The organism is Bifidobacterium coryneforme (assembly GCF_000737865.1).
Taxonomy (GTDB): Bacteria; Actinomycetota; Actinomycetes; order Actinomycetales; family Bifidobacteriaceae; genus Bombiscardovia; species Bombiscardovia coryneformis.
Map to the genome: position 1 here is coordinate 444,705 of NZ_CP007287.1, position 21,312 is coordinate 466,016.

Genomic DNA, 21,312 nt, shown 5'->3' on the forward strand with positions numbered 1-21,312 from the left:
AGGTGTGTCATATAGCGGGCATACATCATCAAGGAGATGCCCGCGAATAGGCATATGGCGGCCGTTCGGTGTCTCCCCGGATATGAGGAATTATCGAGTACAGCGAGCGATAAGGAAAGTCCATTTTGGCTGCCAATAAAGCTGCAAGAAGTACCACCACAACATACGCACGCGCTGATGAGGATCAGATCGGGCTGCACAAGGCTTCGGACCGTGTGAATTTCGGTTCCATCCGCGAACCCATCGAGGTGCCCTACCTGCTGGGTGTCCAGACCGACAGCTTCGACTGGCTGGTCGGCAATGAGCGCTGGAAGAAGCAGGTCGAAGAGGACGCGGCCAACGGGACCCATACCGTCCCCACGGTTTCCGGACTGGATGAGGTCTTCCAGGAGATCTCCCCCATCGAGAACTTTGCTCAGACCATGAGCCTGACCTTCTCGGATCCCTACTTCGAGGAGCCCCGCCACACCGTCCAGGAGTGCAAGGAAAAGGACTACACCTATTCGGCACCCCTCTATGTGAACGCCGAATTCGAGAATGGCGACACGGGCGAGATCAAGTCCCAGACCGTATTCATGGGCGACTTCCCCCTCCAGACCCCCCACGGCACCTTCATCATCGGTGGGTCCGAGCGCGTCATCGTCTCCCAGCTGGTTCGTTCCCCGGGCGTCTACTTCGACCGGACCCCGGACCGCACCTCCGACAAGGAGATCTTCGGAGCCAAGATCATCCCCAGCCGCGGAGCCTGGCTGGAGTTCGAAATCGACAAGCGTGATGTGCTGGGCGTGCGGGTGGACCGCAAGCGTAAGCAGTCCGCCATCGTCTTCCTCATGGCCATCGGCATGACCAAGCCGCAGATCCGGAAGGCCTTCAAGGGCTACCCGCTGGTCCTTGATGCCCTGGAGAAGGAGACCATCGAGACCCAGGACGAGGCCCTGACCGATCTGTACAGGAAGATCCGCCCCGCCGACACCGCCTCTGCCGAGGCCGGCCGGAACCTGCTGGATTCCTTCTACTTCAATACCAAGCGCTACGACCTGGCCCGCGTCGGTCGCTACAAGATCAACCGGAAGCTGGGTCTGGAAGCCGACTTCAACGACCGCAGCCTCCACCCCGAGGACATCATCGCCACCCTGAAGTACCTGGTGACCCTCCACTCGGGTGATCAGACCTTCCCCGGAACCAGGGACGGCAAAGAGATCGAGCTTCGAGTCGATGTGGACGACATCGACCACTTCGGCAACCGCCGCATCCGTCAGGTTGGCGAGCTGATTCAGAACCAGCTCCGCACCGGCCTGAGCCGTATGGAGCGCGTTGTCAGGGAAAGGATGACGACCCAGGACGCCGAGGCCATCACCCCCCAGTCCCTGATCAACATCCGTCCGGTCAACGCCACCATCAAGGAGTTCTTCGGAACCTCCCAGCTGAGCCAGTTCATGGATCAGAACAATCCCCTGGCAGGCGTGACCAACAAGCGTCGTCTCTCGGCCCTGGGCCCCGGCGGCCTCTCCCGTGACCGTGCCTCCATGGAGGTGCGCGATGTGCACCCGTCCCACTACGGACGTATGTGCCCCATCGAGTCTCCCGAAGGCCCGAACATCGGTCTGATCGGATCCCTGGCGACCTTCGCCCGGGTCAACCCCTTCGGCTTCATCGAGACCCCCTACCGCAAGGTTGTGGACGGTCAGGTGACCGACGAGGTGGTCTACATGACCGCAGACCAGGAGGCCGAGCACACCATCGCCCAGGCCAACCAGGAGATTGACGACACCGGTCACTTCGTCGAGGACGAAGCCCTGGTGCGTGACGCCGAGGCCGAGGCCAAGGATGTGCCGATTTCCGAGGTCGACCTGATGGATGTCTCGCCCAGGCAGATGGTTTCCGTGGGCGCCTCCCTGATTCCCTTCCTGGAGCACGACGAGGGCCACCGAGCGCTGATGGGCACCAACATGCAGCGTCAGGCCGTCCCCCTGGTCAAGTCCGAGCGGCCTCTGGTCGGTACCGGTTCCGAGTGGCGGTCCGCCATCGATTCCGGTGACGTCATCCTGGCCGAGAAGCCGGGCGTGGTCACCTACGTCTCCGCCGACATGATCCGCGTCATGAATGACGACGGCACCCAGTCCTCCTACAAGCTGGCCAAGTTCCAGAGGTCCAACCAGACCACCTGCTACAACCAGGTCCCGCTGATCAAGGACGGGGAGAGGGTTGAAGCCGGTACCGTCCTGGCCGATGGTCCCGCCACCGAGAAGGGCGAGATGGCACTGGGCAAGAACCTCCTGGTGGCCTTCATGCCTTGGAACGGCTACAACTATGAGGACGCCGTCATCATCTCCCAGCGTCTGGTCCAGGACGACACCCTGAGCTCCATCCATATCGAGGAGTATGAGACCGACGCCCGCGAGACCAAGCTTGGTGCCGAGGAGATCACCCGCGACCTGCCCAACGTCGGCGAGGATGCAGTGGCCAACCTTGACGAGCGAGGCATCATCCGTATCGGTGCCGAGGTTGAGGCCGGCGATATCCTGGTCGGCAAGGTCACCCCCAAGGGCGAGACCGAGCTGACCCCCGAGGAGCGACTCCTGCGCGCCATCTTCGGCGAGAAGAGCCGCGAGGTGCGTGACACCAGCCTCAGGGTTCCCCACGGCGAGACCGGCACGGTCATCGAGGTCAAGGAGATCACCCGCGAGGATGCCGAAGAGGACGGCGACGAGCTGCCCAACGGCGTCAACCGGATGATCAGGGTCTACATCGCCCAGCACCGTAAGATCACCCAGGGCGACAAGCTGTCGGGTCGTCACGGCAACAAGGGCGTCATCTCCCGGATCATGCCGGAAGAGGATATGCCCTTCATGGCCGACGGCACCCCCGTTGACATCATGCTCAACCCCCTGGGCGTGCCCTCCCGAATGAACCTGGGACAGGTCCTGGAGCTCCACCTGGGATGGATCGCCCATTCCGGCTGGGACATCAGCCTGGATCCGGACCTGGAGGCCGAGTGGAAGAAGCACATCCCGGCCGGAGCCGAAAAGGGCGAGGCCGGTACCGCCGTGGCCACCCCGGTCTTCGACGGTGTGCGGCAGGACGCCCTGAACGGCCTGCTCAAGACCACCCTGCCCAACCGTGACGGTGAGCGCCTGGTAGGCGACGACGGCAAGGCCGTGCTCTACGACGGCCGCACCGGTGAGCCCTTCACTAAGCCGATTTCCGTGGGCTACATGTACATGCTCAAGCTCCACCACCTGGTGGACGACAAGATCCACGCCCGGTCCACCGGCCCCTACTCCATGATCACCCAGCAGCCCCTGGGCGGTAAGGCCCAGTTCGGCGGCCAGCGCTTCGGCGAGATGGAGGTCTGGGCCCTGGAGGCCTACGGTGCCGCCTACACCCTGCACGAGATGATGACCACCAAGTCCGACGACGTGGATGGTCGTGTGCGGGCCTATGGTGCCATCGTGCGTGGCGAGAACCTCCCGGCGGCAGGCATCCCGGAGTCCTTCAAGGTGCTCCTCAAGGAGATGCAGTCGCTCTCCCTGAACGTGGAGGTGCTCAACGCCGAAGGCAACGTCATCGAGATGAAGGACGAGGACGACGACCCCAACGCCGCATCCAACGACCTGGGCTTCAACATCGGAGCCCGGCCCGACGCAGCGGCCAAGGCCGACCAGTCCACTCCCGAACCGGAGTATCGCTGAGTCTGCGTGTCCACATGATCCCCTCAGGCCGGTGCCTGGACGACACCGGCCACCAGGGGACCTGACCAAGACGGAAACTTCAGAGCAGTTACAAGATCAGAGACAGGACATAGAGTGCTGGACGTCAATGCATTTGACAAACTGAGAATCGGACTGGCCACCGCCGACGACATCCGCGGTTGGAGCTATGGCGAGGTCAAGAAGCCCGAGACCATCAATTACCGTACCTTGAAGCCCGAGAAGGACGGCCTGTTCGGCGAGCAGATCTTCGGACCCACACGCGACTGGGAGTGCGCCTGCGGCAAGTACAAGCGCGTGCGGTTCAAGGGAATCGTCTGCGAGCGATGCGGTGTCGAGGTAACCCGTTCGCGCGTTCGCCGTGAACGCATGGGCCACATCGAATTGGCCGCCCCCGTCACCCACATCTGGTTCTTCAAGGGTGTGCCCTCCCGACTGGGATACCTCCTGGACATCGCGCCCAAGGACCTGGAGAAGGTCATCTACTTCGCGGCCTACATGGTCACCAGTGTGGATGAGGAGCAGCGTCACAACGACATGCCCGACCTTCAGGACGAGTTCGATACCGAGGTGAGCCGTCTGGAGCAGAAGCGCGACCTCGAGATCGACAAGCGCGCCAAGAAGCTGGAAGAGGATCTGGCCGAACTGGAGAAGTCCGACGAGGCCAAGGGTTCCCTGAAGTCCCGCCTGCGTAATGGTGCAGAGCGCGACATGACCTCCATCCGCAAGCGGTATGACGACCAGATTCAGCGGATCTCCGCCGTCTTCGACCGCTTCAAGGCCCTCAAGCCTGGCGATATGGAAGGCGACGTGGACCTGTGGCGTGAGATGCAGGACCGCTACGGTGACTACTTCGACGGTTGCATGGGAGCCGAGGCCATCAAGAAGCGCCTGCAGGACTTCGACCTGGAGGCCGCGGCCAAGGAGCTGCGCAACGAGATCGACACCGGTTCAGGCCAGCGCAAGGCCAGGGCCCTCAAGCGGCTCAAGGTGGTCTCCGCCTTCCTGAACACCGGCAACAAGCCCGAAGCCATGGTTCTGGATGTCATCCCGGTCATTCCTCCCGACCTGCGCCCCATGGTGCAGTTGGACGGTGGCCGTTTCGCCACCTCCGATCTGAACGACCTCTATCGTCGTGTGATCAACCGTAACAACAGGTTGAAGAGGCTGATCGAACTGGGCGCCCCCGAGATCATGCTCAACAACGAGAAGCGCATGCTCCAGGAGGCCGTTGACTCCCTCTTCGACAACGGTCGTCGAGGACGTCCGGTCACCGGTGCATCCAACCGTCCTCTCAAGTCCCTGGCAGATATGCTCAAGGGCAAGCAGGGACGCTTCCGTCAGAACCTGCTGGGTAAGCGTGTGGATTACTCCGGTCGTTCCGTGATTGTGGTCGGCCCCTCCCTGCGTATGCACCAGTGCGGTCTGCCCAAGCCCATGGCCCTGGAGCTCTTCAAGCCCTTCGTGATCAAGCGCCTGGTGGATCTGAACTATGCGCAGAACATGAAGAGCGCCAAGCGTCTGGTCGACCGCGGCGATGCCGAGGTCTGGGGCGTCCTGGAAGAGGTCATCGCCGAACATCCCGTTCTGCTCAACCGTGCACCTACGCTGCACCGTCTGGGCATCCAGGCATTCGAGCCCATCCTGGTCGAGGGCAAGGCCATCCACCTGCCCCCGCTGGCCTGCGCGGCCTTCAACGCCGACTTCGACGGCGACCAGATGGCGGTCCACCTGCCCCTGTCGGCAGAGGCCCAGGCCGAGGCACGTTCGCTCATGCTGGCCTCAGACAACATCCTCAAGCCCGCTGACGGACACACGGTCACCATGCCCTCCCAGGACATGATTCTGGGTCTGTACTACCTGACGTCCGCCATTGAGGGGGCCAAGGGTCAGGGTCGAATCTTCTCCAGCCTGGCCGAGGCCCGTATGGCCCTCGACCTGGGTGAGATCGACATGCAGGCCAAGATCCTGCTCCGCGTGCCCGAGGACTTCGTCATGCCCAAGGATTGGGAGCCCGGCGAGCTCAAGGTCGTCGACCCCGAGCCCGGCAGCCCCGATGTGGTCAAGGAAGAGGTCTTCAAGGACGGTTCCAAGCTCTTCGCCACCAACTACGGACGTGTCCTGTTCAATGAGACCCTGCCCGTGGACTACCCCTACATCAACGAGCAGGTGGCCAAGGGCAAGCTGGCAGGCATCGTCGATGACATCGCAACCAGGTACTCCACCGCCCAGGTGGCAGCAACCCTGGATGCCCTGAAGGATCTGGGCTTCACCAGGGCCCAGTGGTCCGGCGTGACCATGGCCTTCTCGGACATCGTGGTGCCCCCGGAGCGTACCGACATCGTCGATGACTACCAGCGTCAGACCGCCAAGGTCAACTCCCAGTACGACATGGGTCTGCTGACCGACGAGGAGCGCCGCCAGGAGCTGATCAACCTCTGGACCGAGTGCACCGACAAGGTGGCGGATGCCATGCAGGAGCACTTCACACCGGGCAACAACGTGAACATCATGGTGCAGTCCGGGGCACGTGGAAACTGGATGCAGATTCGTCAGATCGCCGGTATGCGAGGCCTGGTGGCCAACCCCAAGGGCGAGATCATCCCCCGACCGGTCAAGTCCAACTACCGCGACGGCCTCTCGGTGCTGGAGTACTTCATCTCCCAGCACGGTGCACGCAAGGGTCTGGCGGATACGGCACTTCGTACGGCTGAGTCGGGCTACCTGACCCGTCGTCTGGTCGACGTCTCCCAGGACGTGATTGTGCGCGAGGAGGACTGCGGCACCAAGCGTGGTCTGGCCATGAAGGTGGCCGAGCGCGACGACCAGGGCAACCTGGTGCTGGTCAAGGCCGCCGACGGTGGTCCTTACTCCCGCCTCCTGGCCGACGATGTGATCGACCCCGCGGATGGCAAGACCGTGCTCTACAAGCGCGGCGACGCCCTCTCCATGGATGCCCTGCGCGACATGGTCGCCCACGGTGTTGAGGAGGTCAAGGCCCGTTCGGTCCTGACCTGCGAGTCCACACGCGGAGTGTGCGCCAAGTGCTACGGCTGGTCCCTGGCCACCAACAAGCTGGTGGACGTCGGCGAGGCCGTCGGTATCGTGGCCGCCCAGTCCATCGGCGAACCCGGTACCCAGCTGACCCTGCGTTCCTTCCACTCCGGTGGTGTGGCATCGGCCTCCGATATCACCCAGGGTCTGCCCCGTGTCACCGAGCTCTTCGAGGCCCGTACCCCCAAGGGTGAGGCCCCGATTGCGGAGTTCCCCGGCACCGTCAAGGTGGAGGACACCGACCGTGGCCGCCAGGTGACGCTGACCCCCGACGATTCCTCCGTCGAGGCCCTGACCTACCCGGTCACCAGGCGTGCACCCATGTTGGTCAAGGACGGGCAGCACGTCGAGGCGGGCACCCAGCTGATCGAGGGCTCCGTGGATCCCAAGAAGATTCTGCGCATCCTCGGACCGCGTGCGGCCCAGGTGAACATCGTCAACGAGGTCCACACGGTCTACCGCTCCCAGGGCGTGGATATCCACGACAAGCACATCGAGGTCATCGTTCACCAGATGCTCCGCCGCGTGACGGTCATCGACTCCGGTGATACCGACCTGCTGCCCGGCGAGCTGGTCGACCAGTCCAGGTTCAAGTCCGCCAACATGAAGGCCGTCAAGGCAGGTGGCAAGCCTGCTGCCGGCCGTCCCGAGCTGATGGGCATCACCAAGGCCTCCCTGGCCACCGATTCCTGGCTCTCCGCCGCCTCCTTCCAGGAGACGACGCGCGTCCTCACCGAGGCCGCCCTGAGCCAGAAGGTCGACGACCTGAAGGGGCTGAAGGAGAACGTGATCATCGGCAAGCTGATCCCGGCAGGCACCGGCCTGGCACGGTACCACAACGCCACCGTGGAGCCCGACAAGGCCATCCGCGACACCATCTACCCGAACTTCGGGCTGGGTGGCGACGATGTGGATCTGAGCGACGCCGACCTGAACGATGTGGACTTCTCCAACATCGACTTCGGGGACCTGAAGCTGGGTGACGACTTCAACCCGGATGACTTCCTGAACGACCATGGTGGCCAGAGCCACCTGGGCTCCGGGCATGGTGACATCATCGGCCAGTCCTTGGACGAGTCCGGCATCGGTCAGACCGATGGCCAGGATGCGGCAGGAGACCAGGGAACCGAAGCCACCTTCTCCTCCTCGGACCAGGATTCCGATCAGTGATTCGATGAGTTGATTCGAGTTCCGTACAGGACTCGATACGAAGAAGGGCCCCCGTCCGGTGCGAAACCGGACGGGGGCCCTTCTTCGTATATCCGGGTGGCCTCATGCGCGCACAGACCGCGAGTCAACCAGGCTCAGAGAATGTGGCGCAGGGATAATCGCGCTTTCCAACGTCTGAAGCGGGGGAGGCCCTCCAGAATGGACCGCCGGACCTGGTCCACCAGGTTCCAGTATTCGACGGCTTCCTCGACCGATACCAGGTGATTGTCGAAGCTTGCCCCGTCGGCCATGGCGCAGAGCCGATACAGGTCGTCTTCACCAGCGGGTTCAACGATTAAGGGCTCGTGGAGCCCAAGGAGGTCCTGGTTGATGGCTCTGGCCTGTTCCCTTCTGGTTCCCTTGAGTCTGAGACCCGATTGCCGGGCCAGGCTGTTGATTTGCTTCCATCCCCGCTCGATTCGCTCCTTGGGCGATCCTCCGGTCCTGGCCCGATTCAGAAGCCATGCCTTGAGTGCCAGGATGGACAGGACCAGCAGGGTCAGTATCCAGAGGGGCGAGGAATAGGCAAGAATCTTCCCGATCAGTGCTCCGTATCTGGCCCAGAAGGAGGGGCTGGCTTCCTTGTCGGCATCCTGACCGCCGATATGGGCCCTGCTCTTGGCGCCCTGGTCATCCCTGGGAGGATCGACCAGTGGGGGCGGCGGTTGCCTGACCAAGGTCTTGGGGTTGGGAGGGGTGAGGTTCAGGTTCCTGTCCGGTGTCCTGGTCTCCTGAGGTGTGGGATAGAAGGGTACCCATCCCAACCCCGCCAGGTTGATTTCCACCCAGGCTTCGGCATCCCCTCCCTTGAAGTCCACCGTGGTGCCGCCGCTGGCGTCCTGATGGGTGCGGTCCTTGCTGATGTCTCCCTGCTTGTCCTTGGGTATGAACCCCAGTACGACCCGGGAGGGGAGTCCCATCTGCCTGGCGAGAAGGGCCATGGCGGAGGCGTATTGTTCGCTGTCTCCGACCATGGCCTGGGCCTGGAGGAGCTGGTCGATCCGGTAGTCCCCGTGGCCGGAGGGGGAGGGATAATCGCCTTCCAACCCGTGGGAGAACCAGCCTTCCTGGCGGAGTCTGGCCTCGATTGACAGGGCCTTGGCACCGGGTTGGCTCTGGACGGAGGTCACCAGGGCCGCCACCTTCGATAGGGAATCCGGAGGGTCCGAGACGGGGGGAACTGAGGCCATCCCTGCCTGGCTGTTCTTGATGGCATCCCGGCTGGGTCTGGCCTTCGTGGTGCCCTGAACCGTATAGGTGGTATCGGCACCTAGTGGGGCGGTGGTGATGGCGGACTCGGTGGCCTTGTTGTAATAGAGGTCGTTCCTGCTCAATCTGCCTTCGGGGTTGATTGAGCTTGGCTGCCCGGCCATGGGCACCCAGGCGTGACCGAAATCCCGATGGATGGTGAAGGTGGCCTCGAAGCTTGTCCCCTCCGTTCCGCCGGTATCGTTTCCGTCATCAGGGTCGGGGGCGATGGTACTGCCGATGCGTCGGTAATCGGAGGACTGCCCGGGTATGGTGCTGTCGGAGAGGTTCCAGACCTTACCGTCGTACCTGTCCATGACGGCCATCCGGACCGGGGTGCCGGCCGGGAGGTCGTGAACGGTTACCAGGGTGTCGTCCTTATGGTCCTTGATGTAGGACCTGTAATCACTCAGTGGGCTGGTGAACTGGTAGGGGTCAATCGGAGGCCGGTACCGGTCTCGCAGCGCCAGCCGGTCGAGAGGGACCAGAAGGGCACCGGCCAGGGTAATGGCCAAGGTCAGGGCCAGGACCAGTGACTTGGCGATGACCCTGCCGGGCTGAAGCAGGCCCAGGCGCCAGGACGCCCAGAGAAGAACCAGGATCCACTGGCAGTACCCCGCAGGCCCGGGGTGCCAACCGTGGCTGGTTCCCAGGAGGGCCGATACACCCATGGTGACGAGTATCGGCAGGACGGACAGGAGAGGGCTGGGATCGATACCGCCGTCAGAGCGTACCTCCTGTCCAAGGGGGTGTAGTTCCTCCAGGAAGACGGCCAGGAAGGAGGTCCACAGGAGCAGGGTCCACAAGGCCATGAATCCGCCCGCCTCCCAGCCCAGTGGCGGGTCAATCGAAATCAAGGCTTTGAAGGAGCCGAACGTGGAAGCGAATCCGTCCGCCAGGGTTTGGCTGGTCGGAAGCACATGGATGAGGGTGGTGCCATTAAGCGTGATGATGGGGCCCAGGATGAACTGGGACACAAGCAGCAGACCAACCTGGAGGTATGGCCTGAAGGCACGGCTGGAGCGGATCAGGGCGATCAGGGCTCCGGTCATGCCGGAGACGAGTCCCACCAGCAGCCATCCTTTGAGGTCCGCGTACACGGGGAGGAGTTGGATGGCCGCCAGAAGGTTGAGTGGTACCAGGGTCAGGGCGCAAAGTAGACCCCGCACCCGATTCACGGCGCCTACAGGTGCGGTCTGCTCGCCTCCCAGTACGCGGATGGGGGAGGGGGGTGTCTGGGGTTGCCAGGTCGAAGCGGTCTTCATGAGAGGATCCTCAACAGCTGAGGTAGGTCTCCCAGGGTGCCCAACCGCGCCCGGGTCAGTGTGCCCAGCCGCTGGATGGTTGGTCGTTCTCCTTGTGCTGCGGTCAGAACCATGGATCGGATGGACTTGGGGAGACCTGCTGCCATGGTCTCTATATCCGTCTGGTCCGGACGGGAGCCGCTCACCAGCAGGACCAAAGAAGCGTCGGGGATATGGGATTCCATCATGTTGAGCCAGGAGGCCGAGGTTTGACGGACACTTCCCTCGGTGGGCTTCTGGACAGGGAGGATGAGGCTGCAGGCATCAAGGAAGGCACGGGGCGTATCCGTGCGAAGAAGGTCTGCGTCACGTGTCGGTCGGTTTTGCGATAAGCGGACTCTCCGGTTGCTCATCTGCCCGTCCCTGTTCGATCCGGCATGGTTGCCGGTCTGGCCGGCGGGAATCATGGCGGCCAGCGCGCGGTCGTCAAGGAGGCAGCGCGCTCCCAGGGATGCGAAGATGCTGACGGCCAGTTCGAATTCCTCGGCGGTGGAATATGAGGTCGGGTCCGTATCCATCCAGAGGACGGTATCCGTGCGGAGTGTGGGCTCATACTGGCGGACCATCATGGAACCGGTCTTGGCCGTGGACAACCAGTGGACACGTTTGATGTCGTCTCCGGGCTCATAGGGGCGTAGAGCATGGAACTCCATATCGTCGTCGACGGTTCCCGAAGTCGTCTGCCCTTCCAGGTCCCGTTGCAGTCCGGCAGTGATGGAATCAAGGTCAATCGTTCTCGGGTGGACATAAACCTGGTTTCCGGCGGTCAGAACCCTCCGTCGGCGAATCACCCCGAAGGGGTCGCCTGCCTCCACGGTGACGGGGCCCAAGGATATGGCGCCGCGGTGCAGGGCCTGGAGATTCAGGTGCAGGTGGGCGGACTGTCCGGGCGATAGCGCCGGTACCGGCAGGTGGGAGGGTTCGGCCCCGACCAGGATGCCGACTCTGCCGCTGCGGGTGGATTGCTTGCCGGGGTTGGTCAGGATGATGGAGAGTTCCGACTCCTGGCCCACACTCAGATGGGTCCTGTTCAGGTCGACTTCCGCCTTGTATCCCAGATTCCCCATGCTCATGACCATCCCTGCGGCAATCAGGGCCAGGCTGGACAGGGCAAGGGCCAGGAGTTCGGCCCAGCCGGTCAGGGCCAGACCGAGACCGGCAATGACCGCGACCAGGGCCAGTCCCCACCCGAGTGGTGTCACCATGGAGAGGACCCGGCACCATAAGGCATGGGCGGTCGGTTCACGTACGGTCCCTGAGGTTGGTCGTGAGGTCTTGTCGGAGCTCATTGCAGTCATGCCTTCAGTGCTCTGTTGTGGGCACGGGAACCCCTTCAAGGGCTTCGGCCAGGGCCTGGTGCTCATCGACTCCCGAGAGCCTGGTTTCGGTCTCCAAGACCAGACGGTGGGCCAGAACAGGGTCGACCAGCTCCTTGACATCATCGGGGATGACATAATCCCGTTCCTGGGAGCATGCCTTGATGCGGGCACACCGTATCAAGGCCAGGCCTCCACGGATGGATGAGCCCACCTTGATGGCCCTGCTGTGACGCGTGGCCTCGATGATGCGAACGGCGTACTCCACGATGGAGGGATGGCAGTAAACGTTGGAAGCGTACTGGGTCATGGCTGCGATGTCGTCGGCACCGACCACGGCGGTAATCATCCCGGCACGGTCCTTGATATCGGCCTCCTGAAGGATTCGTATGCTTGCATCGTGCCCGGGAGCTCCCACGGAGGTTCGAATCAGGAAGCGGTCCATCTGAGCCTCAGGCAGGCTGTAGGTGCCCAACTGTTCAATCGGGTTCTGGGTGGCCAGGACCATGAAGGGATGGGGCACCTGGTAGGTGCTGCCGTCGACGGTGACCTTTTCTTCCTCCATGACCTCCAGGAGGGCGGACTGGGTCTTGGGGGAGGCCCGGTTGATTTCGTCGGCCAGAATCATCGAGGCGAAGACGGGCCCCGGCCTGAAGGAGAACCTGCTCTCGGTCTGGTCATAGAAGGTGACGCCAACGACGTCCGAGGGGAGGAGGTCTGGGGTGAACTGAATCCGTTTGAATTCCACGTCGATGGACCTGGCCAGTGCCCGTGCCAGCTGGGTCTTGCCGGTACCGGGATTGTCCTCAAGGAGGACGTGGCCGCCGGCAACCAGGGCCGTGATGCACAGCTCCACGGTCGCCTCCTTGCCCACCACTGCCTTGCTGACGTTCTCGGAGATGGACCGGAAGAGCCTGGCGAAATCACTGCAGGTCCTTACCGGGCCGGCCTCTGTTGGCCCCTGGGGTGCACTGTGCCGAATCTCGTTGCCGCCCGTGACCAGTGGACTGAGGTTGGTCTTGTCCTGAATCAGTGGTTTGCTCGCCGCCAGCGACCTGGATTGGTATGCACCCAGACTGGTGCTGTCTTCAAGGTCGGTGCGCATCTCCTTGCGTCTGGATGTCCCTGCCCGACCGGCGGGCTGCCTGGGGTTTGCCTGGCCGGGGTGTGCAGGGCTGCCTCCAACATGGGGGGAACCGACTCTGGTGGCATCGTCCATTGGGGTGTGGGCATTCTGGGTGTGGTCGTCCTGGAATCGGTCATTCATGTCTGTCAATCCTTGTTCTCTCGTAAGACCGGCTGGTTGCGTTTGCTTGCGGTTTCCCCCGGTTCCGTGGTTCTGATGGCGCGTATTCCGCTTCCCGGGTGGCCTGTGCTCGACGGCTCTCCATGGCTCTCTTCTTGGGTGGACGTGTTCCTGCAAGCGTCAGCTCCCTGGTCGTGGTTGGCGACTGCCCTTCCTCTCCCATGCCGCCGATGCGGCTGATGGCCTTGAACCGGATGGTATTCCCGGGCCTTGCCATCGAGGCTGGCAGAGTAATCTGCCCTGTGGCCATTCCGGAAGTGCAGCCAAGGGTCCAGGAGTCGGCCGAGGGGTCGGCTCCCTCGATGGTGACCAGGATGTCCCCGCAGGGCCTGCCGTGGTCGGCGCCCGGGATGAGTGCCAGGTCGATCAGACCGGGGTTGTTGGTGGGGTCGGACTGCTCTATCTTGCCGAAGGCGGGCGGGTCGGGGTGCGACCAGGTGGAACCGGAGACTGACCGGGCTTCACCGGCACCGGCGAGATTGGATGGTGTAACGGTGATGGAGCAGGCCTGTCCGGCGTCCTGATGGTCCACGGAGAAGACTGCACTGGTGGACGTGGGGGAGCGCCCCCTCATCGATCCGCAGCCTGATCCGGTGGTCTGTATCAGGTATCGGTCAATGGCGGAACCGCGGTTCTCGGGCTGGTCCCACCTCACCGTCAGGGTCTCCTTGGTGTTGCCGTCCATGGATAGGTTCCGAACACCGCCGGGTATCACGTCAGGTCTGGCCGCCAGCGGGGAGGAGGCCGGGGACCATCCGACCTCGTTGTGGGCCTGAACCGTAAAGCTGTAGTCCTGCCCGTTGGACAGGCCGCTGATGGTGCAGGTGGTGGCTTGCGAGCAGGATTGCTGACCGGAGCCGGTGCTCGACCGGTAGGAGACCCGGTACTCGTCGATGGGACTTCCGTTGGCGCTCCCCGGCAGCCAGGCCAGCGAGACTGTTCCATCGCCTGCACGGGGGGACCCTGCCAGCATCTTGGGGGCCTGGGGCCTGTCGACGATACTGACTGTTATGGATGCGCTTACGCGTCGGTCCTTGTCTCTGGTGCCGTCTTCCACGGTCACCAGGACGGTGTTGGTCGAGGCTCCGATATCCCTATCGGTCTTGATGGTCACCCGTCCGTCCCCGGAGTGTGAGGCGGTCAGCTTGGATGTATCGTCCGTCACCACGCCGACCACCCGCAGAGGAGTGTCGGGGAAGGGGTTCATGGCCCCGTCCAGCACGTCGACATTGAGGCTTTGCCCGGCCTTGGCCCTGACGGTCCGCGACGGTATCGATGCCAGAGGCCGGGTGGTCTTTACGACCCTGAAGGTCAGGCCCCCTTTGACGGTGCCGTCTTTATAGGCAATGGTGACGGGGAGGGTTGCCCGGGCACCGGGCGCAGCCGTCTTGTCCGCACTGACGGAGAGCTGACCCTGGGGTGTGAGCGATACCTGGATGGGGCCGCTGGCCCCGCTTGTCGAATAGGTGTAGGAGTCGGAGGCGCTTCCCCGGGGAATCCGGGTCAGGGCCTTCAGGGAGATGGTTTGAGCCGGGTCTCCGGCCACCAGGTCTATGGGTGGAGCCGAGAGGGTGGGCGGTTCTTCACGCCCTCCCTCAACGGTGATGGGAAGGGTCAAGACGGCCGAGTTGACAATGGTCTTCCCGTCGGGTACCCCATCCTGGGCGGTGAAGGTCAGGGAGGCAGGCCCGGAATAGTCCCTGTCTGCGGTGAACCTGAGGGTGGTTGGATCCACATAGGGGTCGGACCCGTCGGACTTGGTGGCCGAAACGGAATCGGGTGACGCGATTCGGGCGGTCTTGCCTGCTCCCACCCGTACATGGTCGGCGATATCGATGGTGATGCTCTGCCCGGCCCGGACACGCAGATCAGGGGCCTTGGGGCGGATGGTGGGTGGAAATACCCCGAACGCGGGCACCTTGACGAAGGCCGTGGAGGTAATGCCGTACCTGGTGTTGGTGACCGTGTAGGGGACCGCCCTGGCTTGATCGGTGAGGTCAATGCTGAGGACTGTGAACCCCGGACCGCCCTTGACCCGGGCATGTTCTCCGGCACTGGGATGCACCTCAAGTTTCAGGTCCTCCACGGTTCCCGAGGGATTGGACATGGAGTCGGCCAAATCGACCTCGACCGTGCGCTTGTCGATGGTATCGGCAGGGGCCACGTCATAATCCTGCAGGGTCGGCGGCTGTATCGGAGCCTTGGGGTCCGTGGTGATGGTCAGGGTCGCCTGGTCGCTGATGCCCGCCTGGTTCCTGGCACGGTAGACCACATATGCGGCGCCGGCCTGGGGTGGTGTGGTCAGGCGGATCATGTTGTCCACTACCTTGGCTTCGCTCACACCGGTGGCCTCCAGATGGGGGTCAAGGGTCAGTGGGGTGTCGTCTCCCGAAATGTCATTGGACAGGACGGGCACATCCACTGCCATGCCCGGTCTCATGGTCACCTGGTCGTCCCGGCTGAATACGCCCCCGCCTGTGGAATTCCGGAAGACTCCGACTCGGATATGGCCCTGGGCGCGTTGTCCCACCCAGTCCTCGACCGCATAGGTGAAATCGTCGGTCCCACTGGAGTCGGCATAGGCCTCATATATCAGGTAATCGGCCCCGACCTGGGTGATGCGCCCCAGTTTGGGTGCCTGGTTTCCCAGTCCGGACAGTGTGTCACAGTCCCCATCGGGGTCGATGCCGGTCAGGGCGACGGGAATCCGGACCTTGGACCCTGCGGCCACCTGGGCCTGTACATCGTCGGGGGTTGGAGCCGGTTTGTCCTTCTGGTTGCCGGTATGGACCTCGAAGGTGATGACTCCCGAGGCGGTGTTGCCGAGGTTGTCCTTGACCGTGTAGGTCACGGGATAGGTTCCCGGTTCCTGGCCTGCCTGATAACGCACCACATCGCCGGAGACGAAGACAAGTCCCTTGAAGGTTCCCTGGTCCCTGCCCAAATCGGGTTCCAGGCTGACTGTGGTTCCATCGGGGTAGGTCACATGGTTCATGACCCTGACCGTGACCAGGCCTCCCTGCCGGACCTGGGCGCTGATGTTGTCGGCCTTGGGGGTGGAGGATCCCCGATCCAGGGGCGGTGGCTGCAGGGTGATGGTTCCCTGTGCGTCACCGGCCGAGTTGGCGACGGTGTAGGTGATGTTGACCGGGTGGGAGGGGATCTGACGTGCTGTCAGATAGATCCTCTTATGATTGACGATTCCGGCCTTGATGCCCGAAGACGGATCGGCTGATACGGAAGTCAGGGCAAGGACCCCGCCCGTGGGATCGAGGTCATTGTCAAGAGGATCGACGATTGCGGTCTGGTCGGCTCCCAGGAGGGCCACGTCATTGACCGCGACCGGTTTGGCTGCCTCCCCCTTGATCTGGGCCACCTCCAACCGTGCCAGCCCCTGTGTGGTGTGATCACCTTGGGCGACGGTGTAGGGCACGTAGTATGTGCCGGGATTCTGGGCGCTGAAGGTGAAGGAGAGGTCCTCGGTGTTGGACTCCACCCGGGTATCGTCGGGTTGGCTGATTTTTGCCAGTCGCAGAGGCTGGGCGGAATTGCCGTGTGTGGTTTCCTTCAGATTTATCCTGACGGTCCTCCCGGGTTGGACCTGCCTGATGACCGGGTCGACCAGGGGACTCAGGGTATTGGCGGGCCTGATGGAGAAGTAGACCAGTCCGTCTCCGCTCTGTCTCCCATCGGAGACGGTCACTCGTATGCCGACTCGTCCGGATGTGGCGGATCCGGTGGATAGGGTCAGCCTGCCATCGGTCCTTGTCGTGACCGATACCTGGTCGGAATTGGTGGGGGCTGCCGCAACCAGGGTCATCGTGTCCCCGTCGGGGTCCATGAATCCGGCCAGGGCATTGATGCTGATGGTGGCTCCTTGCTCCACCTCGTATTCGGGTGGGGTATCGACCTGCTCGGGGGCCCTGTTTTCCTCGATCATATTTTCCGGGGCGATTGTCAGGACGATGCCGGCCGAGGACACCTGTCCGTGGCCGTCGGTGATGGAGTAGTTGATCCGTATGGTGCCTGGGTTGGCTCGTCCTGCATCTACCTGGAGGAATCGACCATCGTAGACCGGGGCCAGGGTCACATTGCCGCTGGAGGTCTGTGCATCGCTGATCTGCAGAACCGAGCAATCCGTCTGGTGGTCGTTGCGTAGGGGGTCCAGGAGGGCCTGGGTTCCCGCTCGTATGCCGAACTGGTCGTCTTCGGCCTTGATGGACCCGGACTGGCTGTCGCAGGAGGGGGCGAACCGTTGTTGGTTGTTTGCCGAGTCCTCTTTCTGGTCCCTGGTCTGGGTCTCCTTGACCTCCATGGTTCGCCACTGGACCTTGATCATCTTCGTGGACTCGCGGGGATTCCATACGTTGCCTGCCAGGACGTCATTGAGGATGACCTGCCGGTGATTGGCGCGGAAGACCAGGTTGTCGGTCGGGGAGATGGACTGGAGCGTGGTCAGGCGGGGGTCCGGATCGGACTTCCTTCCCTCAGCCTGGGCTGATGGCATTGCGCCCCCTGTGCCGCATAGGCGGATGAAGTTGCGGCTGGGCGAGGACCACGCCGCCCAGAGGCAGCCTCCTGAAGAGACCGGACGGGCGGGTTGTCCGCTCCCGCCGGTGGTGATCAGGGTGGGATCCGTGCCCGGGGCATCCAGATTGACCAGGTGGACACCCCCCTGATCGCTGACCCCCACCCAGTCGTTACGTTGGATGCGGTCGACCGGGGTCTCCTGTATCGTCAGGTCGCCTGAACTGTGGATTCGGGTGGATCCCTTGGACCAGTACAGTGTCCTGCCTGAAAGGACCACTGCCTGGTCTCCGACCACGGCCATCCCATCGGCCTTGATCGGCTTTCCGTCGGTTATGGATTCCAGGGTACGGTGGGTTTTCCCGCCGGGGCCGTCCACCACCAGTACGGCTCCATCGGAGGGACGGAAGGCGTAGACGGAACCCTGGGGGGTGACGGATACGGCCCCTCCACGGCCAAGGGTCAGGATTGGTTGTTGCTGATTCGGGTCCAGGGCTTTCAGGTCATCGCCCCGCCCCACCCACACCTTGCCTGTGGTCCGCTGATGGAGGGCGACGGTCGGGCCGTTGACAATCTGCTCAACCTGGGTCCCCAGCCTGGTTAGGTCACCGATGCTGGCGGTCGAGGCGTTGATGGGCGACATGGCACCATCCTGCCCCAGGATGGTGGTGTAGCCGCTCTGCGCCAGGTCGAAGCGGCTGGTATTGGTCGACAAGGCCACGTCGGCCTCGCCGATTCCCGGTTTGAAACGGGCCACCTTGCGCTCGTCCTGGGAGGTGATCCAGACGCTTCCATCATCAACCTGTACCTGTTGCCGGTTGATTGTATTCAGCAGGATGGCGCCTGTCGCAATCAGGACCAGGGCAATAAAAACCACGACAGGGATGGACCAGGGGCTGCGCGTCGAGGACATGAGGGAACGGATCCGCTGCCTGATTCGGTGCCGCCGCGAGGGGCCGCTCCCACTACCCATTATTATTCCTTGCCTTGTGATGATTGCTCCAACAAGAATTCCATAGTGTCATCCCCGGTTCTTTAACGTTGCCGGAAGGGGCTTCTTTTTTCATCGCCCGCCCATTCGGGATGCCTATGATTCGAGTGTATCTTCCTGCCGTCGAGAAAATCGGTCGGTAGAACAATGTGGATAAATGAGCCGGATGGGAAGGATGACGGGCTCCGCTCCTGTTCACTGGGTGGCGCAGATTGTGGTTGGCTCCTGGGAGACCCGCTGATCCGCCCGAACCAGACTGACTGCGATACAGGTCTGCGTCCCCTTCGCCTGAGGCAGTACAGCCGAAGGTTCATTGGTCTGGGCAGTGGACCCATGCCTGCTGCCCTGATCGGCAAGTGGGTACCAGACATAGGTGTCGCCGGGCTGGGGATCCGGATTGTCCCAGGTAAAGACGACCTGTGCGCCTTGGTAGGTCCCACTTCCACCAACGACCGAAGGTACAGGGGCATGGTCCTCGAAACTGTTCCGCGGAATGGGTCCCTCGGTGTTGGTTGTTTCGGGAATCGTCGTCGAAGTTTCGTTCCCGGGTGCAGTCGTGGCCGCTCCGGGCCTGATGCTGTCGATGTCTGGCAGAACGAACAGGCCGACCACAAGGGTCACTGCCAGCAGTGTCGCCCCTGCCGCCAGGACCGGTCGCACCCATTTGCCGGATAGGCGGCCGCCATTCCTTGCTTGGCCTGCATCGCCGTACAACCGTCCTTGGCTGCCAACGTCGGTGGCATCGCTGAGACCATCCCGGCCAGCATCGATGCCCAAACCTGTTGTGTGTCCGCCATCGCCCTTGTCGGGGAAGGGGGCGACCCCATCTCCTATGAAGGAGGTCATGTGGCCGTAGAGTTTCTGCTGTATCTTCTGCATGGCCCGCCCGAAGTCGAGAGCGGTGTAGTATCGGTCGTCCCTATCGTGGGCCATGGCCCGGTCCAGAACCTGTTCGAACATGACCGAAGCCTCGCCCCCGTGCAGAGACGGAAGCCTCTGGTGCATTATGGCCTGGGCCAGCTGATCCTCATTGGCTACCTGATACCCGTATTCAAATGGGGATTGCCCGGTCAACATACCGAAGAGTGAGGCGCCCAGGGAGTAGATGTCACTGGCCTCGGAACCGCCTGCACTGTTGGCGAGGATCTCGGGTGCCGCCCAGGGTATCGAGAGTCCCCTGGCCTCAGCCGTTCCGTAGGTGGAGGCCGAGATGCCGAAATCGGACAGGACGGGAAGGCCCTGCTCGGTTATCAGGAAATTTCCCGGTTTTACGTCGCGATGGATGATTCCCTTGGTGTGGGCGCTGTAGAGGGCGCTCGCCATCCGCACGCCCAGGTCGAGTGTCTGCTCCTCGTTCAGCCTGGTCGAGCGCATGATGGTCTTGCAGTTGCCGCCCGATGCGAACTCCAGGATCAGGCAGTCCCGACCGTCCCTGCTGACGACGGCCTGGTGGATGGTCAGGATATAGGGGTGGGTGGAGAGCCTGGCCAGATAGTCTGCCTCCCTCAGGAAGAGCCCGTGGGTGGCCTGGCTGTATGCGCTCGCCTTGACGGCCACCGGTCGTGAGGGTGACTCCTGTTCATACAGATAAACGGATGAGGTGCCTCCCATGCCCAGGGGGCGGACGTAATGGTATCCCGGCAGGTCCGGGGGGTCTGCGGGAGGGGTTTCGCAAGGTTGGCTCGTCATAAAAACCACAATATATCGCGAATTGTGTGGGACCGACAGGTATCCGGACCTGTGGTGCTATAAAAGGAGGGAATGATGCCTGGGTGGGGCCTGCCGGTCCTGCTCGGCCGAACGGTGCCGGGGCATAAGTCGGGAACGCAAGGAAGGTGCAGGACGGATGGAACGAGTGGGTCATATTGACGGACTGTACAATTTCCGCGATCTTGGCGGCATCAGGACCGCTGGCGGACAGGTCAGGTCCGGTCTCCTGTATCGGTCCGAGGCCCTATACGGGCTGACGGCCGAGGGGAGGCGCCAGATGGAGGATTCCCCGATAGGTCTCGTGCTTGACCTGCGCACCGGTGACGAGGCCAAGGCCATGCCCGATCCGGTGTTGGACGGCGTCGAGGATGTGCATATTCCCATGCTTGATGGTGCCATGCCCATCGATGCCGATAGGGAGCGGTCGTTGGAGGCAGGCAGGGAGATGGATGCCGAGGCTGCACTCCATCAGTCCTATCTCTCCCTGGTGGCACATAACGGCCCGGATTATGTGCAGGTGCTTCACCGCACCGCAAACATGGCTAGGCAGGGACGCGGAACCTTGATTCACTGTTCGGCGGGCAAGGACCGAACGGGTACGTCCATCGCCTTCCTGCTGGACCTGGTGGGGGCCGACCGTGACCAGGTAGTCGCCGATTACGCCTCATCCCAGGCCAATCTATCGGGGGCCTGGAAGGATGCCATGTTGGCGATGATCGCCCGATCCGATGTCGACTTCCCCAAACGTCTTGAGCCGATGATCACCATGACCCCGGCTTCCCTGATTCGCGAAATTCTGGACATGATTGACACCCAATACGGGTCGGTCCGTGAATACCTGCTCGGGAATGGGGCCGATCCGGACGATATCGCCGACCTCAAGAAGGCCCTGGTCTCCGAGTAAGGAATACGGCCGTCGCTCCAGGATGTGCGCACC

Annotated in this window: 8 protein-coding genes; 3 read left to right on the forward strand and 5 right to left on the reverse strand. The window is 62.8% G+C overall.

The annotated features are described in order from the left end of the window. Window positions 1-125: 125 nt before the first annotated feature. Complete coding sequence (rpoB, locus tag bcor_RS01635) at window positions 126-3,692, forward strand: DNA-directed RNA polymerase subunit beta (RefSeq protein ID WP_033491582.1); 3,567 nt, start codon at window positions 126-128, stop codon at window positions 3,690-3,692. Window positions 3,693-3,806: 114 nt separating this feature from the next. After that, the gene (locus bcor_RS01640) at window positions 3,807-7,934 is read left to right on the forward strand and encodes a DNA-directed RNA polymerase subunit beta' (RefSeq protein WP_033498654.1); all 4,128 of its coding nucleotides are present in this window, start codon (window positions 3,807-3,809) and stop codon (window positions 7,932-7,934) included. 134 nt (window positions 7,935-8,068) lie between these two features. Here the strand turns inward: bcor_RS01640 and bcor_RS01645 are convergent, their stop codons facing one another. From bcor_RS01645 to bcor_RS01665, 5 genes are all read right to left on the reverse strand, one after another. Further along, window positions 8,069-10,486: a transglutaminase TgpA family protein gene (locus bcor_RS01645; RefSeq protein ID WP_051875593.1), complete on the reverse strand. Its 2,418-nt coding sequence runs from the start codon at window positions 10,484-10,486 to the stop codon at window positions 8,069-8,071. Then, window positions 10,483-11,823, reverse strand: coding sequence for a DUF58 domain-containing protein (locus tag bcor_RS01650; protein WP_158332619.1), 1,341 nt, complete (start codon window positions 11,821-11,823; stop codon window positions 10,483-10,485). The genes bcor_RS01645 and bcor_RS01650 overlap by 4 nt, the downstream gene beginning before the upstream one ends. 4 nt (window positions 11,824-11,827) lie before the next feature. After that, window positions 11,828-13,108, reverse strand: coding sequence for an AAA family ATPase (locus bcor_RS01655; RefSeq protein WP_179943879.1), 1,281 nt, complete (start codon window positions 13,106-13,108; stop codon window positions 11,828-11,830). Beyond that, window positions 13,101-18,647 (reverse strand): Ig-like domain-containing protein, encoded by a 5,547-nt coding sequence (locus bcor_RS01660; protein ID WP_051875595.1) that lies wholly within the window; start codon window positions 18,645-18,647, stop codon window positions 13,101-13,103. The genes bcor_RS01655 and bcor_RS01660 overlap by 8 nt, the downstream gene beginning before the upstream one ends. 213 nt (window positions 18,648-18,860) lie before the next feature. After that, window positions 18,861-20,354: a serine/threonine protein kinase gene (locus bcor_RS01665; RefSeq protein WP_051875596.1), complete on the reverse strand. Its 1,494-nt coding sequence runs from the start codon at window positions 20,352-20,354 to the stop codon at window positions 18,861-18,863. Between the two features lie 157 nt (window positions 20,355-20,511). On the opposite strand from bcor_RS01665, the gene bcor_RS01670 reads away from it, so the two are divergent. After that, complete coding sequence (locus bcor_RS01670) at window positions 20,512-21,279, forward strand: tyrosine-protein phosphatase (protein ID WP_033498656.1); 768 nt, start codon at window positions 20,512-20,514, stop codon at window positions 21,277-21,279. Window positions 21,280-21,312 lie beyond the last annotated feature (33 nt).

Coding starts and splice junctions, on each gene's coding strand:
- bcor_RS01645 (WP_051875593.1), bottom strand. CDS start 10,486: ATGAAGACCGCTTCGACCTGGCAACCCCAGACACCCCCCTCCCCCATC.
- bcor_RS01650 (WP_158332619.1), bottom strand. CDS start 11,823: ATGACTGCAATGAGCTCCGACAAGACCTCACGACCAACCTCAGGGACC.
- bcor_RS01655 (WP_179943879.1), bottom strand. CDS start 13,108: ATGAATGACCGATTCCAGGACGACCACACCCAGAATGCCCACACCCCA.
- bcor_RS01660 (WP_051875595.1), bottom strand. CDS start 18,647: ATGGGTAGTGGGAGCGGCCCCTCGCGGCGGCACCGAATCAGGCAGCGG.
- bcor_RS01665 (WP_051875596.1), bottom strand. CDS start 20,354: ATGACGAGCCAACCTTGCGAAACCCCTCCCGCAGACCCCCCGGACCTG.
- bcor_RS01670 (WP_033498656.1), top strand. CDS start 20,512: ATGGAACGAGTGGGTCATATTGACGGACTGTACAATTTCCGCGATCTT.